We start from the raw sequence: 14,521 nt of genomic DNA, 5'->3' as shown, positions 1-14,521 counted from the left end.
ACTCAAACGTTTGCGTAAAATCTATCTTTTTAATTTATCAGAAACTTTGTCCGATTTTTATTTTATCTTTTCCTATTTTTATCGATTTTTACGGTGTTTTGGGCGTAAATACGTTTCATGCCCGTCAGCTTTCATTTCATTAGGCGTAATGCACAAATTCCTGCAAAGAAAATCGGCGGTCTGAGGCAGACCGCCGATAGAAGCGAAGGAATTGCTGGAAACCACGACACTGATCGCAGGGATGCCGTCGTAGCTGGTCTCGTAGAGCTTGACCGAATACGGATACGTCGAGGACGAGGTGAACGAACCGCCGGTGAACTGGTAGAAGGTGTTTTCACCCAGTGCGGCGTAGTAGCGGAGCAGAATCTTGTCGCCGGCTTCTACCTCTTCCCTGTCGTAGTAGTAGGTGGTCGTGGTGCCCTCCCGGATAGTGCCAAGCAGTGTGACACCGGTCACCATACCGAAATCCGGCACCGGATAGTGCTTGCTGTAGCAGCGCGACGCATCCGGCTTGTGGTTGCGGTTATACTCGCCGGGAGAGTACGCCGTACCGTCTCCGATCAGGTTGTTCAGGTAGCGGATCGGCACCGAGTAAGACGGTACGCCGCCGGAATGGCTGCTGACCGTAATGCCGACAACCTTGCCCTCATCGTTGATGAGCGCACCGCCGGAATTGCCGCTGATGACCTGCGCCGTGCTTTCGATCATCGGTGCAAGGTAATCGTCGTTTTCCGGGTCGGTCACCTTGCCGGTCGTGACCGTTGCGGCGCCGCCGCCCGGGTAACCGAGCGCGTAGACCGTGTCGCCTTTCTCGACCTCAGTGGTAACACCGAGGTACGGCAGCGTGCTGCCGACTACACGGATATGCGCGATGTCCGCGTCCGCGTCAAAGTTGTAGATCGTGACCTCACGCTTGGTGCCGTCGTACATCTCGGCCACAAGGCGGTAAACACCGTTGACAAGGTGTCCGCAGGTCACCGCGTCGCCGCGTGCGCTGAGCACAACGCCGCTGCCGATGCCGAGGATGTTGTTCTTGTAATCGTAGGCGTACAGCTTGAAAATCGCCGGTACACAGGCACTGAACACCTCGTCCGCCGTCATGCCGACATGTGCTGCCACAGTGAAGCTCTGCCGCAGATCCGGCTTTGCCATACGGGTGACGATAGCCGCAACCTCGCTGCGGCGAATGTTGGTGTTCGGCTTGAAATCATGCGCGTTGTTGCTGCCCGTAAGTACGCCCGCCCGGTACAGACGGTACACATCAGCGGCATAGCCTGCCGACATGTCAACATCCGCAATCGCACCGTCCGCAATGTCGTTGATCGCGGTCAGGGCGTCCTCCGGCAGCGCGTTTGCAAAGATGGACGCAAACTGTGCTCGGGTCGCCGGCTGATCGTAATTCACATAAGTCGTGTTAATAATACCATTTTCCAATGCATACGTCACATACGGCTGATACCACGGACGGACTTTGTCAAAATCCGCACTGCCGTTAACATATATACTATGTAGGCAAGCCGCCAGTTTGATTGCCTGAGCAATCGTCAGGTTGCTGTTCGGCTTGAACTGGGTGGCGTTTACGCCGTCCACCAGCTTGTATTCATACGCCGCCTGAACATTCTGCGCGTACCACTCGGTTGAGGGCACGTCGGTGAACTGTCCGGCAGGATACGTTGTTTTCGAAGTAAAGTTTTCATAGCCCGCAAAAGCCGCAGGCAGCATGCCGACCATCAGCGCAGCCGCTGTGATCAGACTGAGCAATCGTTTTTTCACGAATTGCATTCCTCCCTTTTGAGGCGTGGGTTTGTGGATTGGGATACAGGGCCGCAGAGCGACCCTGTACTTCTTTCTTGATGATACACCAAAACCGTGAGGAATTGGTGAATTTTCTGTGAAATCAGTTCTCGTAAGCGGCTACGATCTCGCCGATATACATGGTGTGGTAGTCGTGATCGCCGTACCACTTGTCCTGCACTTCCTGAGCCATATCGTCCGGTGCGATGTCGGTCACACCGCGCTTGCGGCAGATGAGTACCAGCTCAGCCTCCTCGAAGGTCGGCTGACCCTCTACGAATACCGGCGTCAGGCCGCTCTCGTGCATCTTATCCATGTCACGGCCGGACTTGGAGCCGAGGGTATTCAGTGCCTGACGGTTGCCGTCCTTGAGCACGGTCAGGGTGAAATACTCGCCCGCGTCTACAAACTCCTTGGTGAAGCGGCTCTTGCGGATATAGCAGGTCGCACTCGGCTTGCCCCACATAACGCCTACAGCACCCCAGCTTGCGGTCATGGTATTCCACTTGTCCTCGGTGCCTGCGGAAATCAGCATCCACTTCTGACCGATCAGTTCGAACGGATTGAAAGACTTTTCGGCAATGTTGATCTTCTTCATAATATGTTACCTCCTAAGAGATTTGTTTAGCAAATTGAGAATTGAAAATGGAGAATGGAGAATTATAGAACGACACAAAGATAGCGTTTATTTTCCATTACTGCTGCTTGTCGAGCGGCATTGTGCGGCGCAGTTTCATCTCCTGCCAGTCCTCACGCGAGATGAGGATCTGGCGCGGCTTGGAGCCTTCGGACGGGCCGATGATACCGCGGTCCTCGATTTGGTCGATGATACGCGCGGCACGCGAATAACCCAGCTTCAGACGGCGCTGCAGCATGGATGTGGACGCCTGACGGCAGTCCATGATGACCTCAATGGCTTCCTCGATGAGTTCATCCTCATCGTCGCCCAAATCGTTCGTGCCGCTGCTGCCGCCGCCCTTGTTATTGCCTACCTGCTCGGCCTGCTGCTCGATGTGCTCAAGGATTTCCTCGCTGTACTCGGCGGTGCTGGTCTCCTTGATGCGGGCAATAACAGCTTCGATCTCCTCGTTGGAGATGAAGCAGCCCTGTACACGGGTCGGCTTGCCCTCACCGAGCGGTGCATACAGCATATCACCCTTGCCGATCAGCTTTTCTGCGCCGGTCGTGTCCAGAATGATACGCGACTCGATCTGGCTGGCTACCGCAAACGCGATACGCGACGGGATATTTGCCTTCATGATACCGGTGATAACGTCAGCCGACGGACGCTGCGTTGCTACAACAAGGTGCATGCCTGCGGCTCGTGCCTTCTGTGCGATACGGCAGATGGAGTTCTCGACTTCCTTGGCGGCGACCATCATCAGGTCAGCCAGCTCGTCGATAACGATGACGATCTGCGGCAGCACCTGATACTGCTCGGGATGACCGTCCTCGGTCTGCTCGGCTTTGGCCTTTTCGGAACGCATGAGGTCGTTATAGCCGACCAGATTGCGCACCTGATGGTCTGCGAACAGCTTGTAGCGGCGTTCCATCTCACCAACCGCCCAGTTGAGCGCACCGGCGGCCTTTTTCGGATCGGTAACAACCGGAATCAGCAGGTGCGGAATGCCGTTATAGTTGCCCAGCTCAACCATCTTCGGGTCCACCATGATGAGGCGGACTTCCTCCGGCGTGGACTTGTACAGCAGCGAGATCAGCATGGAGTTGATGCACACCGACTTACCGGAGCCGGTGGTACCGGCAATCAGCATGTGCGGCATCTTGGCAATGTCACCGATGACCGGCTTGCCGGTGATGTCCTTGCCGACGGCAAAGGACAGGCGGCTTTTCGCGTTGGCAAACGCAGGCGAGCCGATACACTCGCGGATAAAGACCGTATTGACGGTTTTGTTCGGCACCTCGATGCCGACCGCGACCTTATCCGGGATAGGCGCGATACGCACGTTTGCCGCGCCGAGCGACAGTGCAATGTCGTCCGCCAGTGCGGTGATGCGCGAGATTTTGATGCCGCGCGGGATGGTCAGTTCAAAGCGGGTGACGGACGGGCCGCGCACGATGCCGATGATCTGTGCCTCGATGTTGAACGAGTCGAGCGTATCGAGCAGGCACGCCGAGCTTTCGCGCAGCTCGGTCTCCGCACCGGCTACCGAAGCGTGCTTGCCCTGCGTCAGCAGGTCGATCGGCGGGTAGTCGTACACCGGCGCGGGAGCCTTCTGGCTCTCATCGATCTGCTCGTTCATGGCCGCCTGCTCGATTTCCGAGATGTTCTCGGTCTTTTTCGGCTTGGATGCCGGTGCAGGAGCCGCCTCATGCTCGGGCTCCGACTCGGAAACGTGCGCCGGTTCTTCCTCCGGCTGCTTGTTTTCGACCAGATCCATAATGCTTCCGGCCTTTTTCTTCACGTTATCACGCAGTGAGCGCAGATATTCGTCCGGCGCGATTGCCTTGCCGTGGCGCTTGTTCGGGTCGATCAGTTCCTCGCCCGGCTTATCCTCTCCGGGCGGATCGGCGTCGATCGGGATGTCAAAGTCGGATTTACGGTGCGCACGGCGCTCTTCTCGGCGCTGTGCATGCGCAGCTGCCGCTTCGTGGATGTTCGGCAGCTGAACAGGCGCTTCGTAGCGCTCACGCTCCTCCTCGTCCTCGTATTCGTACTCGGGCGGACGAACCATGTCGTACAGCGCCTGCGGCGTAATCCGGCAGGCCACCAACAGCGACACGATGAACAGCACCAGCAGGATGAGCAGTGCGCCGATGGACGAGAGCGCCCACTCGAGCAGGATGTACAGACCGCCGCCCAGCAGACCGCCGGACGAGCCTTCCATACCGGTAGAGAGCAGACCGCTGAGCGTGCTCATGGACAGGTCGTACTCATTTGCACACGAAAAGGCGTGAATGATACTGCCGATCAGCAGCGGCATGAGCGCGATACACGTTCCGCGCAGGCGCACAGGACCCTTGGGACGCGCAAACAGCAGCACGGCGATGCCGATCAGCGCAAACGGCATGACATACGCACCCTTGCCGATGAGCGCACCGATGCCGCGGTGCAGCCACTTGAGCAGCACGCCGTCGATCGGCAGGATCGACAGCAGGCACAGCAGACCGACAATGCCCCAGATTGCGCCCCATACCGGACGGGACAGGATCGGACCGAGTTCCTCCGGCTGCGGCTGTGCCGCACGCTTGCCCTTGGGTGCGCTTTTCGTCGATTTTTTAGTTGTGGTTTTCCTTGCAGCCAAAACTTTTATCCTTCAACTTTCTTTGTGATTCAATCTGACGGCGTTCTGCGCCGTTTTTCCGCTTTCTGCGGATACTCTGCAAGTATATTATAGCATAGAAATCCGATTTTTACCACTGTTTTTCCGGAAAACAGCGGCCGGTCTGCTCGTTTAGCCGTTCTCTGCGATGATGCGGTCGATGGCGGCTGCTACGCCGTCCTGGGCGTTGGTGAGCGTCTCGCGCAGGCACAGATTTTTAACGGCTGCGCTTGCGTTTCCCATCGCAATCGGGAGGGCTACGGCGTTCAGCATTTCAAGGTCGTTTTCGCTGTCACCGATGGCGGCGGCGTGATCGAGGTCGGTGCCCAGCTCACGGCACAGCATACCCAGGGCAACGCCCTTGTCCGCGGCCGGCGTGATGACCTCGAGGTTGTCAGCCGCGCTGCTCATCACGCGGATACCCGGGATCTGTTCCAGCTGTGCACGAGCGCGCACGAGCATGACCGGGTCATGGCTGCGGATGAACATTTTATCGACCGAAACATGGTTTGTGGCAATATATTCCGCGACAGACGGCACAACTTTTTTCGAGCTTAAATAGCCTTCATTCGACTTATATTTGCCGAATTCGATATCATCATATGGGGTAATGAGCAGCGTCTCTCCTGCATACACCATTGTGATCATGCCGATGCGCTCCACCACGGCAGACGCACGCACAGCAGCTTCCCACGGCATGGACATGCGCATGGTGCAGCGCTCCTGTGACACGCTCGACAGCGTCGCGCCGCCCGAGGTGACCATCTGGTCATCCGTGCCGAGCATGAGTGCAAAGTCGCGTGCCTCACCGCAGATTCGTCCGGTGGAGACCACAACATGAATACCGCTCTCGCGGGCACGGCGCACGGCATCGGCGGTCGCCGGAGAGACCTGATTCTGCGGATTGAGTGCAGTTCCGTCTAAATCGAGCGCGATAAGGTCGATTTTTTTCATCTTCTTTCCTCCTGATACTGGCGCTGCTGCGCCGCATATTTTCCATCTTATTCAGCATACCGCAGCTGGGCAAAAATTGCAAGCAAATAAAAAATCGAACATTTGTTCTTGACAAATTCGGATTTTGCTCCTATTCTATGGCTCATCGAAAGGAGGTGAGGCCATGTGCAGCGAAAACGAAAAGCCGGATCGGCTGATCCGCATGCTGTACGACATCGCGGACGATGCGGAAGCACCGGCGAACAGCCGGCTCAGCGCGATCAAGGAAATTCTCGACCGGACGGTCGGCAAAGGCGTAATGCTGGGCGGCGAGCAGACCGAAGTCCAGCCGGTGGAGATCGTGTTTCGGATCGTAGACGATACGAATTCCCCGTAACACGGCGGCAGGCGGCGTTCATGCAGTCGGACACGCTCGAAACACTGTTCGGCGGCGCGGCAGGCGGCGGCAAAAGCCACGGTCAGCTGCTCGATGCCCTGCGGTTTGCGGTGTGCTATCCGGGTTCGCGGCAGCTCATGCTGCGACGGACCATGCCGGAGCTGGAGCGCTCGCTTGTACCGGCGGCTTTGCGGCTGTATCCGCAGTGCATTGCAAAGTACAAGGTGAGTGAGCACCGGTGGGATTTTGCAAACGGTTCGGCGCTGGAATTCGGGTACTGCGACGCGGAAAGCGACGTGACCAGGTACCAAAGCGCGGAATACGATGTCATCCGGTTCGATGAGCTGACACATTTCACCGAAAGCCAGTTCACCTATCTGCTGTCGCGTATCCGCGGCACGAACGGATTCCCCAAGCAGGTCAAGGCGACGACCAATCCCGGCGGTGTCGGTCACCAGTGGGTGAAGAGCCGTTTTATCGACTCCATGCCGCCGGACACCGTGCGCGAGTTCGACGGCGGCACGCGGCTGTTTCTGCCCGCAAGACTGGGTGACAACCCGTTTCTCCGCAAGGCGGATGCAGGCTACGAGAAACGGTTGAAGCTGCTCTCTCCCACCGATCGGAAAGCACTGCTCGACGGCGTGTGGGAACTGAACGAGGGACAGTATTTCAGCGAATTTTCGCGCGACCTGCATGTTGTAAAGCCGTATGCCATCCCGCATGACTGGCGGCGCTGCCTGACCATTGACTACGGTCTGGACATGCTGGCAGCGCTATGGATTGCGCAAAGTCCGGACGGACACAGCGTGGTCTACCGCGAACTCTACCGTCCGGGGCTCATCATTTCGGATGCAGCGGCGCAGATACTTGCCTGTGAGACGGCCGGAGAACGCATTGACTGCCGTCTCGCGCCGCCCGATCTGTGGAACCGACGGCAGGAAACCGGCAGAAGCGCGGTAGAGCTGTTCGCGGACAGCGGACTGGATTTTGTCAAAAGCAGCAATGAACGCGTCGCCGGATGGCTGGCGCTGCACGAACTGCTTATGCCGCGCAAGGATACGGACGGCGCCGTTCGACCTCGGCTGACGATTTTCGACACTTGCCGCAATCTGATCCGCACGCTGCCTGCGCTGCAGCACGACAAGCGCAATCCGTCCGACACAGCGAACACGCCGCACGAGCTGACCCATGCGCCGGATGCGCTCCGCGGGTACGCCGCGACCGTTTATGAGCCGGTTAAGGCTATGCCGCAGTCGGCGTATGACTGCGAGGTAGGCGAATTTCTCAGGTTTTAGCACAGCAAAGGAGGATTTGATGGAAATTTTATGTTACACGCTGTCTGCGGCGATACTGGTCCTGACCGGTGCAATCATCTCCGGCGGTGTGGTTCTGCCGCGGCGTTTGCCGAAGGAGCACACGGCAGAATCTACGCCGGAGGATACGCTCAGCCGCGATCTGGCGGCGCTGATGAACTACGGACGAGAGGAGGACAACGATGAAATTTGATCCGTCACCGACGGCAATCTGGAAGAAATATGAGCGCGACCGCGACTACAAGCGCTCGATCGGTTTATACGACCGTGTTCGGCGCAACGAGGCGTTTTACCTCGGCAGGCAGTGGGAGGGTCTGCGCGTGCAGTCGCTCGACCCGCTGATCTTCAACGTGCTGCGCCGCTGCGTCAACCTGTTTGTGGCCATGCTGGTCTCCGACGATGTGGCGGTACGCGCCCAGCCGTTTGACATGGATGAGGACGGGCGGCAGACCGCGCATGTGCTCGAACGCGCGTTTGCATCCGCGATCGAGCGTTCGGGTGTCAAGGCACTCGGCCGCCCGCTGCTGAAAAACGCCTGTGTGGACGGTGATGCTTGCTTCTACATGCACTTTGATCCGGCGCTTGAGACCGGTCAGGCGGTCAAGGGCGATATTGCGGTGGAGCTGATTGATTCCACGAACATCTGCTTCGGCAACGCCGCCTGCGATGAGGTACAGCGCCAGCCGTACATTATCATTGCCATGCGGCGCGACGCGGACGAGGTGCGCCGCGAAGCGCGTGTCAACGGCATCTCCGCGAGTGACGCGGAAGCCATTCGGCCGGATGACAGCGGCGAATACCACCGTTACCGCACCTCGGCAGACGGCGAGCGCGTGACCGTACTGCTGCACATGCGCAGGACCGAGAACGGCATTGCCTTCTGCAAGACCACGCGGAATGCCGTTGTCATGCCCGAAAAGGTGCTTCCCTATCGGCTGTATCCGGTGACGCATCTGTGTTGGAACCGCGTGCGCGGCTCGTGCCACGGCGAAAGTCCGCTGACCGAGGCCATTCCGAACCAGATTGCCATCAACAAGCTGTACTCGATGTACGTCCAGTGCATCAAGCAGGTGGCGTTCCCTAAGATCGTGTACGACATGACGCGGTTTCCGAACGGCTGGTCGAACGACGTCGGCAAAGCAATCGGCATGCGCGGCAACCCGAACGATGCCATCGCGGCCGCATTCCGCGCACCGGATATCTCGGCACAGGTGCTGCAGCTGCTCAAGCAAATGATGACCGATACCGCGGAGCTCATGGGCGCAAGCGAAGCCGCACTCGGCACGGTCAATCCAGACAACACCTCGGCAATTATCGCGGTGCAGAACGCAACGGCGGCTCCGCTCGAGCTGACCAAAATGGAGTTTTACCGCTTCACCGAGGACTGGGCGCGCGTGTTTCTCGATCTGATGGGCGCGCACTACGGCGTGCGCACGCTCGTTCTGCCGAATGAGGACGGCGGCGAACCCGAAAAATGCACGTTCGACTTCTCTGCACTCGCCGGACAGGACATGCGCCTGCAGGTGGATGTCGGCGCGGCAAGCTACTGGTCCGAAACCATGCAGACGATGACAAACGATCATCTGCTGGAGAGCGGCGTTATCTCTGACCCGCTCGTATATCTGGAAAACGTACCGGATTATCAGGTACGCGGCAAACATGACCTGCTGCACGCGCTCCGCGTACAGCAACAGCAGCAAAAGGAGGCAAACAGTAATGCAGAAAACAGCAATGAATCCTAATCCCGAGCAGGAAATGGCGGTCAATCCGTTCGCACAGGAACAGGCGGCAGAAACCCACCCGCAGGAAAATGCACAGACCTATCCGGTCGAGGTGGACGGCGATATCGTCGAGCTGACGCTCGAAGAGCTGATTGACGCAGCCGCACAGGGACTTTCCAAGCGTAACGCCTACATCCGCCGCAACCGCGCGGCAAACGCGATGCCGAACGGCCAGATCTACGCCGCTTTCGTCGAGGAATATCCCGATGTCCGTCCCGAGGACATTCCGCAGCAGGTATGGGAGTGGGCGCAGCAGGAAGGCTCGCTCGTGTCCGCGTACCGCAAGTGGGAGATTGCCGAATTGAGAGACGAACTGGCAGCGCTCGAGATGAACCAGAAGAACCGCCGTGCGGCTGTCGGTCCGGCGCAGTCGGACGGGGAACCCGTGGGGGTAGACCCGGTTACCCTCGCTTTGCTCGGCAAGTAACATTCTCATTACTTCACGATTTAACATTTATATAGGAGGTAAATTTTTATGGCTATCAATCTCGCAAGCAAGTATTCCGACCAAATTGCGGAGGTATTCACCCGTGCGTCCTTCATCAAGGGCAAGACCGCCGAGACGTATGACCTGACCGGCGTGAAAACGCTCAAGGTTTACACCCCGATCACCGTCGAAGAGGTCGATTACGACCGTGACGGCGGTCTCAAGCGCTACGGCGATGTGACTGAAATGCAGGACGTGGTGCAGGAACTGACCATGACGCAGGACAAGGCGTTTACCCTGACCATCGACAAGGGCAACAACCTCGATCAGAATCTGGTCAAGAACGCCGCCGACATGCTGCGCCTGCAGCTGAATGAGAAGTCCACGCCGGCGGCAGACAAGTACGCATTCAAGCGCTTCGTCACCATGGCGGGCAGCATTGTGGAAAGTGCAAAGCCGACCAAGGCGAATATCATCAGCAAGATCGCGGATGCATCGCAGGCGCTCGACGATGCGCTTGTGCCGGACGACAACCGCTATCTGTACCTGACCAGCGAAATGTACAAGCTAGTGTGCACCTCGGACGAGTTTGCCGGTGTGGACGTGCTGGCGCGTCAGTCCATCGCCAAGGGTGTGTGCGGCGAGGTATTCGGCATGAATGTCGTCCGCGTTCCCAAGAGCTATCTGCCGGAGGACGTGTACTTCCTCGTTGCACACAAGGATGCCGTGCTCATGCCGTACAAGATCGCGGATGCCAAGGTGCACGAGGACCCGGTCGGCGTGTCCGGTGCGCTGATCGAGGGCCGTCACTACTACGACGCGTATGTGCTCGGCGCAAAGTGCGGCGGCGTGTATGCACTGGTCGATGAGGACTGCCGCTCGAGCGCACCGACTATCAGCCAGGGCAAGATCACCGCGTTCGGCAAGGTGCGCTACACCCTGGACGGCTCGGATCCGCGCTACTCGGATTCCGCGAAGGATTATGTTGCCGGCACCGTGCTGACGCCTGAAACCGGCTGCAAGATCCGCGCATACTGTGTGCAGTCCGGCGCGTATCCGTCCGAGGTAGCGGAAGGCTAAATTCAAATAGCAGATAAGAGTTAGGAGTGAGGAGGCAGGAGGTTTTCTTCGTTTACTCCCCACTCCTGCCTTCTAACTCCTCACTGTATCCAATGAACCCATCACAAAGGAGGTAACCCTATGACCGGAACCGAATGCTTTCGTGCAGCGCTGAATATTTTATCCGAAACACCGGACAGCGGTGTGTATTACGAGCAGTTTGCGCTCGGTGCGCTCAACCAGCTGTTAGCGAACAGCCTGCGCGAGATGAACGCAGAACGTGCGTCTGACGGCAAAGACGTGCTGCTTGTGCCGCCGCGCATGACGACGCTGACCGAGGAGCTGCCCGCCGGCGACTGGCTGGCGCGCGAATGTTTTCCGTACGGACTGGCGGCGCTGCTTGTCGCGGATGACGACAAGGCCAAGTTTAACTGGGCGGCAACCGAGTACAGCGAACGCCTGCTGAGTCACTGTCCCGCGCAGTTTACCGCCGTGCAGGAGATGATTTAATGCAAAGCTACGAATTTCCCTATCCGGAGGCCGAGCAGCAGACTGTGGTCAGCCGGTTCGGTGGCATCGACTGCCGCACGCATCCGACTAAGGTGTCTCTCTCCCGCTCGCCGGATATGCAGAACATGATCTGCGACCAGAACGATTTTCTTGTAAAGCGCACCGGATGGCGCACACAGGCGCAGTTTAACGCACCCATCTATGGGTTATTCGCTATGCCGGATGGCATTGGCTGTGCCGTTCACGCAGGTGCAAAGCTGTATTTTCGGACACCGGACGGCACGCAGACCGAGCTGTGCGCGGACATGAACGAGGCGTTTTCTCAGTCGTTCACGGTGAAGGGTGTACTCTACCTGATGGACGGCAAAACCTATCGTGCGGTGCGCAAAAGCAGCAAAAACACGGTCTGGGAAGCCGTTCCGGTATCCGGCACCGCCTATGTGCCGACCACGACCATCTCTGCGGCGCCGACCGGCGGCGGCACCAGCTACGAGGCGGTAAATCTCTTGACGCCTAAGCGCATCAACACCTTTATCGGTGACGGCACAGCGACCCAGTTCAAGGTAGACGCGACCGACCTCGACGAAACAGCTGTTACAGCTGAGGTCAACGGCTCGGCGGTTACCGTTTCGGCGGTCAATCGCTCGACCGGTCTGGTAACGCTGGCCGCTGCTCCGGCAAACGGAAACGGTCTGGCAAATGTGTCCATCGCGTTTGCCAAAACCGTCAGCGGACACGCGGACAAGATCAATAAATGCCGCTTTGCCGGGCTGTACGGCGGCAAAAACGACACGCGCGTGTTCCTTTCCGGCAACCCGGATGAGCCGGACTGCGACTGGCAGAGCGGCCTATACGACCCGACCTACTTTCCGGACACCGGCTACACCCGCATAGGTACGGATGCATCTGCGATCGTCGGCTATCTCAAGCAGTACGAAAGTCAGGTCGTGGTCAAGTCCGGCGGCGCACAGGAGGCGACCAGCTATCTGCGCACCTACATGATGGCGGATGACGGTTCTGCGCTGTATCCGCTCAAGCAAGGTGCGCAAGGTGAAGGCGCGATTTCAAGCCGCTGCTTCGCCGTGCTGAACGACCTGCCGCTGTATCTCTCGGCAAGAGGTGTGCAGGGCGTGTACGGCACCGCCGTTGCCGAACAGCGAACGATCCGCTCGGTATCCGATGCCATTGTGCCGAAATTATCGCAGGAGGCCGACCTCAAAAACGCCTGTGCGGTGGTATTCGAGGGCAAATATTATCTGGCAGTAAACGGACACATTTATGTCGCGGACGGCTCTCTGACCGAGGAAAACGGCGATCCGGCGTGGTTTTTCTGGGTCAATGTGCCTGCACAGTGTCTGGCGGTGCTGAACGGTCTGCTGTGGTTCGGCACGGCAGACGGTCGGCTGTGCCGCTTTGCCAAAAGCGAGGAGGAGCACGCCTATCTTGATGACACGGCGGCGATTGCCGCGTACTGGCGCACGCCTACCCTGCCGCTCTCCGACTGGAGCCGCTTCAAGACCGTGCGGGACGTGATTCCGACGCTCATGCCGCATTCCCGCTCGGGCGCGACCGTGCAGTACGAGAACGAAAACGGTGTCCAGCTTGCGCTTTCCCGCAATATGGACCTGTTTTCCTTCCGCACACTGGACTTTTCACGGTTCTCCTTCCGGTGCATTCCAGGCGCCGTGACGTACCGTACCCGATGGAAACAGCACCGCAGTCCTCTGTTTGCCGTGCGCATCGGCAACGACCGGCCGGATGAGCCGTTTGGTCTGCTCGCGCTCACCATCCGCTGGACACAGGGTCAGACCGTAATTTAGAAAGGAGGATTCCCCTTTGGCAATCATCAAATCAACTTCCACACGCCGAACATCAACGATAAAGTCAACCACATCCAAGTCCACTTCGACTAAGACGGCGGCAAGCAAATCGACGTCGAGCAAGTCCTCCGGCACGCTCAATTCCAATGGCTACCGCGACAATTTTGACTACTCGGCGGCGATTGCCGGCACGACTGATTCAGCGAAACGCCAGCAGCTGCTGAGCGAACGCCAGAACAAGATTGACTCGCTCGGTCTCGGCGGCAAGGTTGCGTCCAACGACGCGGTTTCGACATGGAACGGCAGCTACCGTCCGTACTCGGTTTCAAGCACAACAACCGGTGCAAACCGCGTCAGCAGCCTGTATGATGCGGCGGAAAATGCCCGTTTCAAGCGATTTGAGACCGCCCGCAGCCGTATTGCAAAACAGCTCGAGAGCAATCTCGCATCCATCGAGAACGACTACGCCGCCGGTATGCGTCAGACCGACATCAATGCCCGACAGTCCGCGGTGAACAACGAGGAAAAGCTGGCGGCACTCGGACTTAACATGGGCGCACGCGGGCAGGCAGCCACCAGCGGCATGGCGGAGACCAGCCGCATTGCGGTGGACAACCGGTACCGCAGCGACCTGAATTCGCTTGGGCAGGCGCGTCTGTCCGCGCGTGCGGCAGCGCAGAATGCCGCCGATGAACAGACCGCAGCCGCCGAGAGCAGCTACTATACCGCATCGGAAAATGCGGCGCTCCAGCAGGCGCAGGCGGCACTGAGCCAGTTTAACGCCGACCGCGATTACGGCTTGTCCGTAGCCGGTCTGACCGGCTTCCTGAACGGCACGCCGACGCTGAACTGGCGCAATTATCAGCTGAATGTCAGCAGTGCGGCCGCGAATGCACAGACCCGTGCCTACGAGCAGGCGCTTGAGCGCTGGAAAACCAGCGGATACGTTCGTCAGGGTGACGCGGCTATCCTCGGTGTGCCCGCCGGAACGCCGACCGCCGATGTCAGCTACAAGAACGCAGCACTTGCGCTGCAGCGATGGAAGAACGGCTACGGCGGCTGATTTTCTCAAGTCGCGTCTATCCGAAAAAATAAATCACCTCTGCGCACAAGGCGCAGAGGTGATTTATGATAAAGAAATGAAAATGTGAGCAATTTTATCCAAAAAAGCCAGATTCTCTGTTTCAGCACAGAGAATTCGCTATG

13 protein-coding genes are annotated in these 14,521 nt (G+C 58.3%); 9 read left to right on the top strand and 4 right to left on the bottom strand.

The window, feature by feature from the left end:
* Positions 1 to 78: 78 nt before the first annotated feature.
* The 4 genes from DW724_RS04670 to DW724_RS04655 all read right to left on the bottom strand — a co-directional run bounded on the left by DW724_RS04670 (position 79) and on the right by DW724_RS04655 (position 6,029).
* Positions 79 to 1,773 (bottom strand): trypsin-like peptidase domain-containing protein, encoded by a 1,695-nt coding sequence (locus DW724_RS04670; protein WP_158580214.1) that lies wholly within the window; start codon positions 1,771 to 1,773, stop codon positions 79 to 81.
* Between the two features lie 124 nt (positions 1,774 to 1,897).
* Positions 1,898 to 2,392: a flavin reductase family protein gene (locus tag DW724_RS04665; RefSeq protein WP_118564200.1), complete on the bottom strand. Its 495-nt coding sequence runs from the start codon at positions 2,390 to 2,392 to the stop codon at positions 1,898 to 1,900.
* 97 nt (positions 2,393 to 2,489) lie between these two features.
* A complete protein-coding gene (locus DW724_RS04660) occupies positions 2,490 to 5,057 on the bottom strand; it encodes a DNA translocase FtsK (RefSeq protein WP_118760804.1) in 2,568 nt (855 codons plus the stop codon).
* A gap of 150 nt (positions 5,058 to 5,207) precedes the next feature.
* The gene (locus tag DW724_RS04655) at positions 5,208 to 6,029 is read right to left on the bottom strand and encodes a Cof-type HAD-IIB family hydrolase (protein WP_118478082.1); all 822 of its coding nucleotides are present in this window, start codon (positions 6,027 to 6,029) and stop codon (positions 5,208 to 5,210) included.
* 163 nt (positions 6,030 to 6,192) lie between these two features.
* Between DW724_RS04655 and DW724_RS04650 the strand changes: the two genes are divergently transcribed.
* From DW724_RS04650 to DW724_RS04610, 9 genes are all read left to right on the top strand, one after another.
* Positions 6,193 to 6,405: a hypothetical protein gene (locus DW724_RS04650; protein ID WP_117751064.1), complete on the top strand. Its 213-nt coding sequence runs from the start codon at positions 6,193 to 6,195 to the stop codon at positions 6,403 to 6,405.
* Between the two features lie 20 nt (positions 6,406 to 6,425).
* A complete protein-coding gene (locus tag DW724_RS04645) occupies positions 6,426 to 7,700 on the top strand; it encodes a phage terminase large subunit (protein ID WP_118760803.1) in 1,275 nt (424 codons plus the stop codon).
* 19 nt (positions 7,701 to 7,719) lie between these two features.
* The gene (locus DW724_RS04640; RefSeq protein WP_117489718.1) at positions 7,720 to 7,911 is read left to right on the top strand and encodes a hypothetical protein; all 192 of its coding nucleotides are present in this window, start codon (positions 7,720 to 7,722) and stop codon (positions 7,909 to 7,911) included.
* On the top strand, positions 7,901 to 9,460 hold the full coding sequence (locus tag DW724_RS04635; RefSeq protein WP_118760802.1) for a hypothetical protein: 1,560 nt from the start codon (positions 7,901 to 7,903) through the stop codon (positions 9,458 to 9,460). Before DW724_RS04640 ends, DW724_RS04635 begins: the two co-directional genes overlap by 11 nt.
* On the top strand, positions 9,435 to 9,926 hold the full coding sequence (locus tag DW724_RS04630; RefSeq protein ID WP_118760801.1) for a hypothetical protein: 492 nt from the start codon (positions 9,435 to 9,437) through the stop codon (positions 9,924 to 9,926). Before DW724_RS04635 ends, DW724_RS04630 begins: the two co-directional genes overlap by 26 nt.
* A 48-nt stretch (positions 9,927 to 9,974) precedes the next feature.
* A complete protein-coding gene (locus tag DW724_RS04625) occupies positions 9,975 to 11,006 on the top strand; it encodes an FN3 associated domain-containing protein (protein ID WP_117751069.1) in 1,032 nt (343 codons plus the stop codon).
* Positions 11,007 to 11,126: 120 nt separating this feature from the next.
* Positions 11,127 to 11,495 (top strand): hypothetical protein, encoded by a 369-nt coding sequence (locus tag DW724_RS04620; protein WP_118360003.1) that lies wholly within the window; start codon positions 11,127 to 11,129, stop codon positions 11,493 to 11,495.
* Positions 11,495 to 13,315: a hypothetical protein gene (locus tag DW724_RS04615; RefSeq protein WP_118760800.1), complete on the top strand. Its 1,821-nt coding sequence runs from the start codon at positions 11,495 to 11,497 to the stop codon at positions 13,313 to 13,315. Before DW724_RS04620 ends, DW724_RS04615 begins: the two co-directional genes overlap by 1 nt.
* Before the next feature lie 16 nt (positions 13,316 to 13,331).
* The gene (locus DW724_RS04610) at positions 13,332 to 14,378 is read left to right on the top strand and encodes a hypothetical protein (protein ID WP_118760799.1); all 1,047 of its coding nucleotides are present in this window, start codon (positions 13,332 to 13,334) and stop codon (positions 14,376 to 14,378) included.
* The last annotated feature ends 143 nt before the right edge of the window (positions 14,379 to 14,521 follow it).

The sequence above is a fragment of the Butyricicoccus sp. AM27-36 genome, assembly GCF_003480945.1.
GTDB lineage: Bacteria > Bacillota > Clostridia > Oscillospirales > Butyricicoccaceae > Agathobaculum > Agathobaculum butyriciproducens.
Note: the sequence above shows the minus strand (reverse complement) of the source record. Positions and strands in the feature narration are given on the sequence as shown.

Excerpts from the sequence above, each read along its gene's own strand:
- DW724_RS04630 (WP_118760801.1), top strand. The coding sequence starts at position 9,435 with ATGCAGAAAACAGCAATGAATCCTAATCCCGAGCAGGAAATGGCGGTC.
- DW724_RS04645 (WP_118760803.1), top strand. The coding sequence starts at position 6,426 with ATGCAGTCGGACACGCTCGAAACACTGTTCGGCGGCGCGGCAGGCGGC.
- DW724_RS04655 (WP_118478082.1), bottom strand. The coding sequence starts at position 6,029 with ATGAAAAAAATCGACCTTATCGCGCTCGATTTAGACGGAACTGCACTC.
- DW724_RS04665 (WP_118564200.1), bottom strand. The coding sequence starts at position 2,392 with ATGAAGAAGATCAACATTGCCGAAAAGTCTTTCAATCCGTTCGAACTG.
- DW724_RS04620 (WP_118360003.1), top strand. The coding sequence starts at position 11,127 with ATGACCGGAACCGAATGCTTTCGTGCAGCGCTGAATATTTTATCCGAA.
- DW724_RS04640 (WP_117489718.1), top strand. The coding sequence starts at position 7,720 with ATGGAAATTTTATGTTACACGCTGTCTGCGGCGATACTGGTCCTGACC.
- DW724_RS04635 (WP_118760802.1), top strand. The coding sequence starts at position 7,901 with ATGAAATTTGATCCGTCACCGACGGCAATCTGGAAGAAATATGAGCGC.
- DW724_RS04615 (WP_118760800.1), top strand. The coding sequence starts at position 11,495 with ATGCAAAGCTACGAATTTCCCTATCCGGAGGCCGAGCAGCAGACTGTG.
- DW724_RS04625 (WP_117751069.1), top strand. The coding sequence starts at position 9,975 with ATGGCTATCAATCTCGCAAGCAAGTATTCCGACCAAATTGCGGAGGTA.
- DW724_RS04650 (WP_117751064.1), top strand. The coding sequence starts at position 6,193 with ATGTGCAGCGAAAACGAAAAGCCGGATCGGCTGATCCGCATGCTGTAC.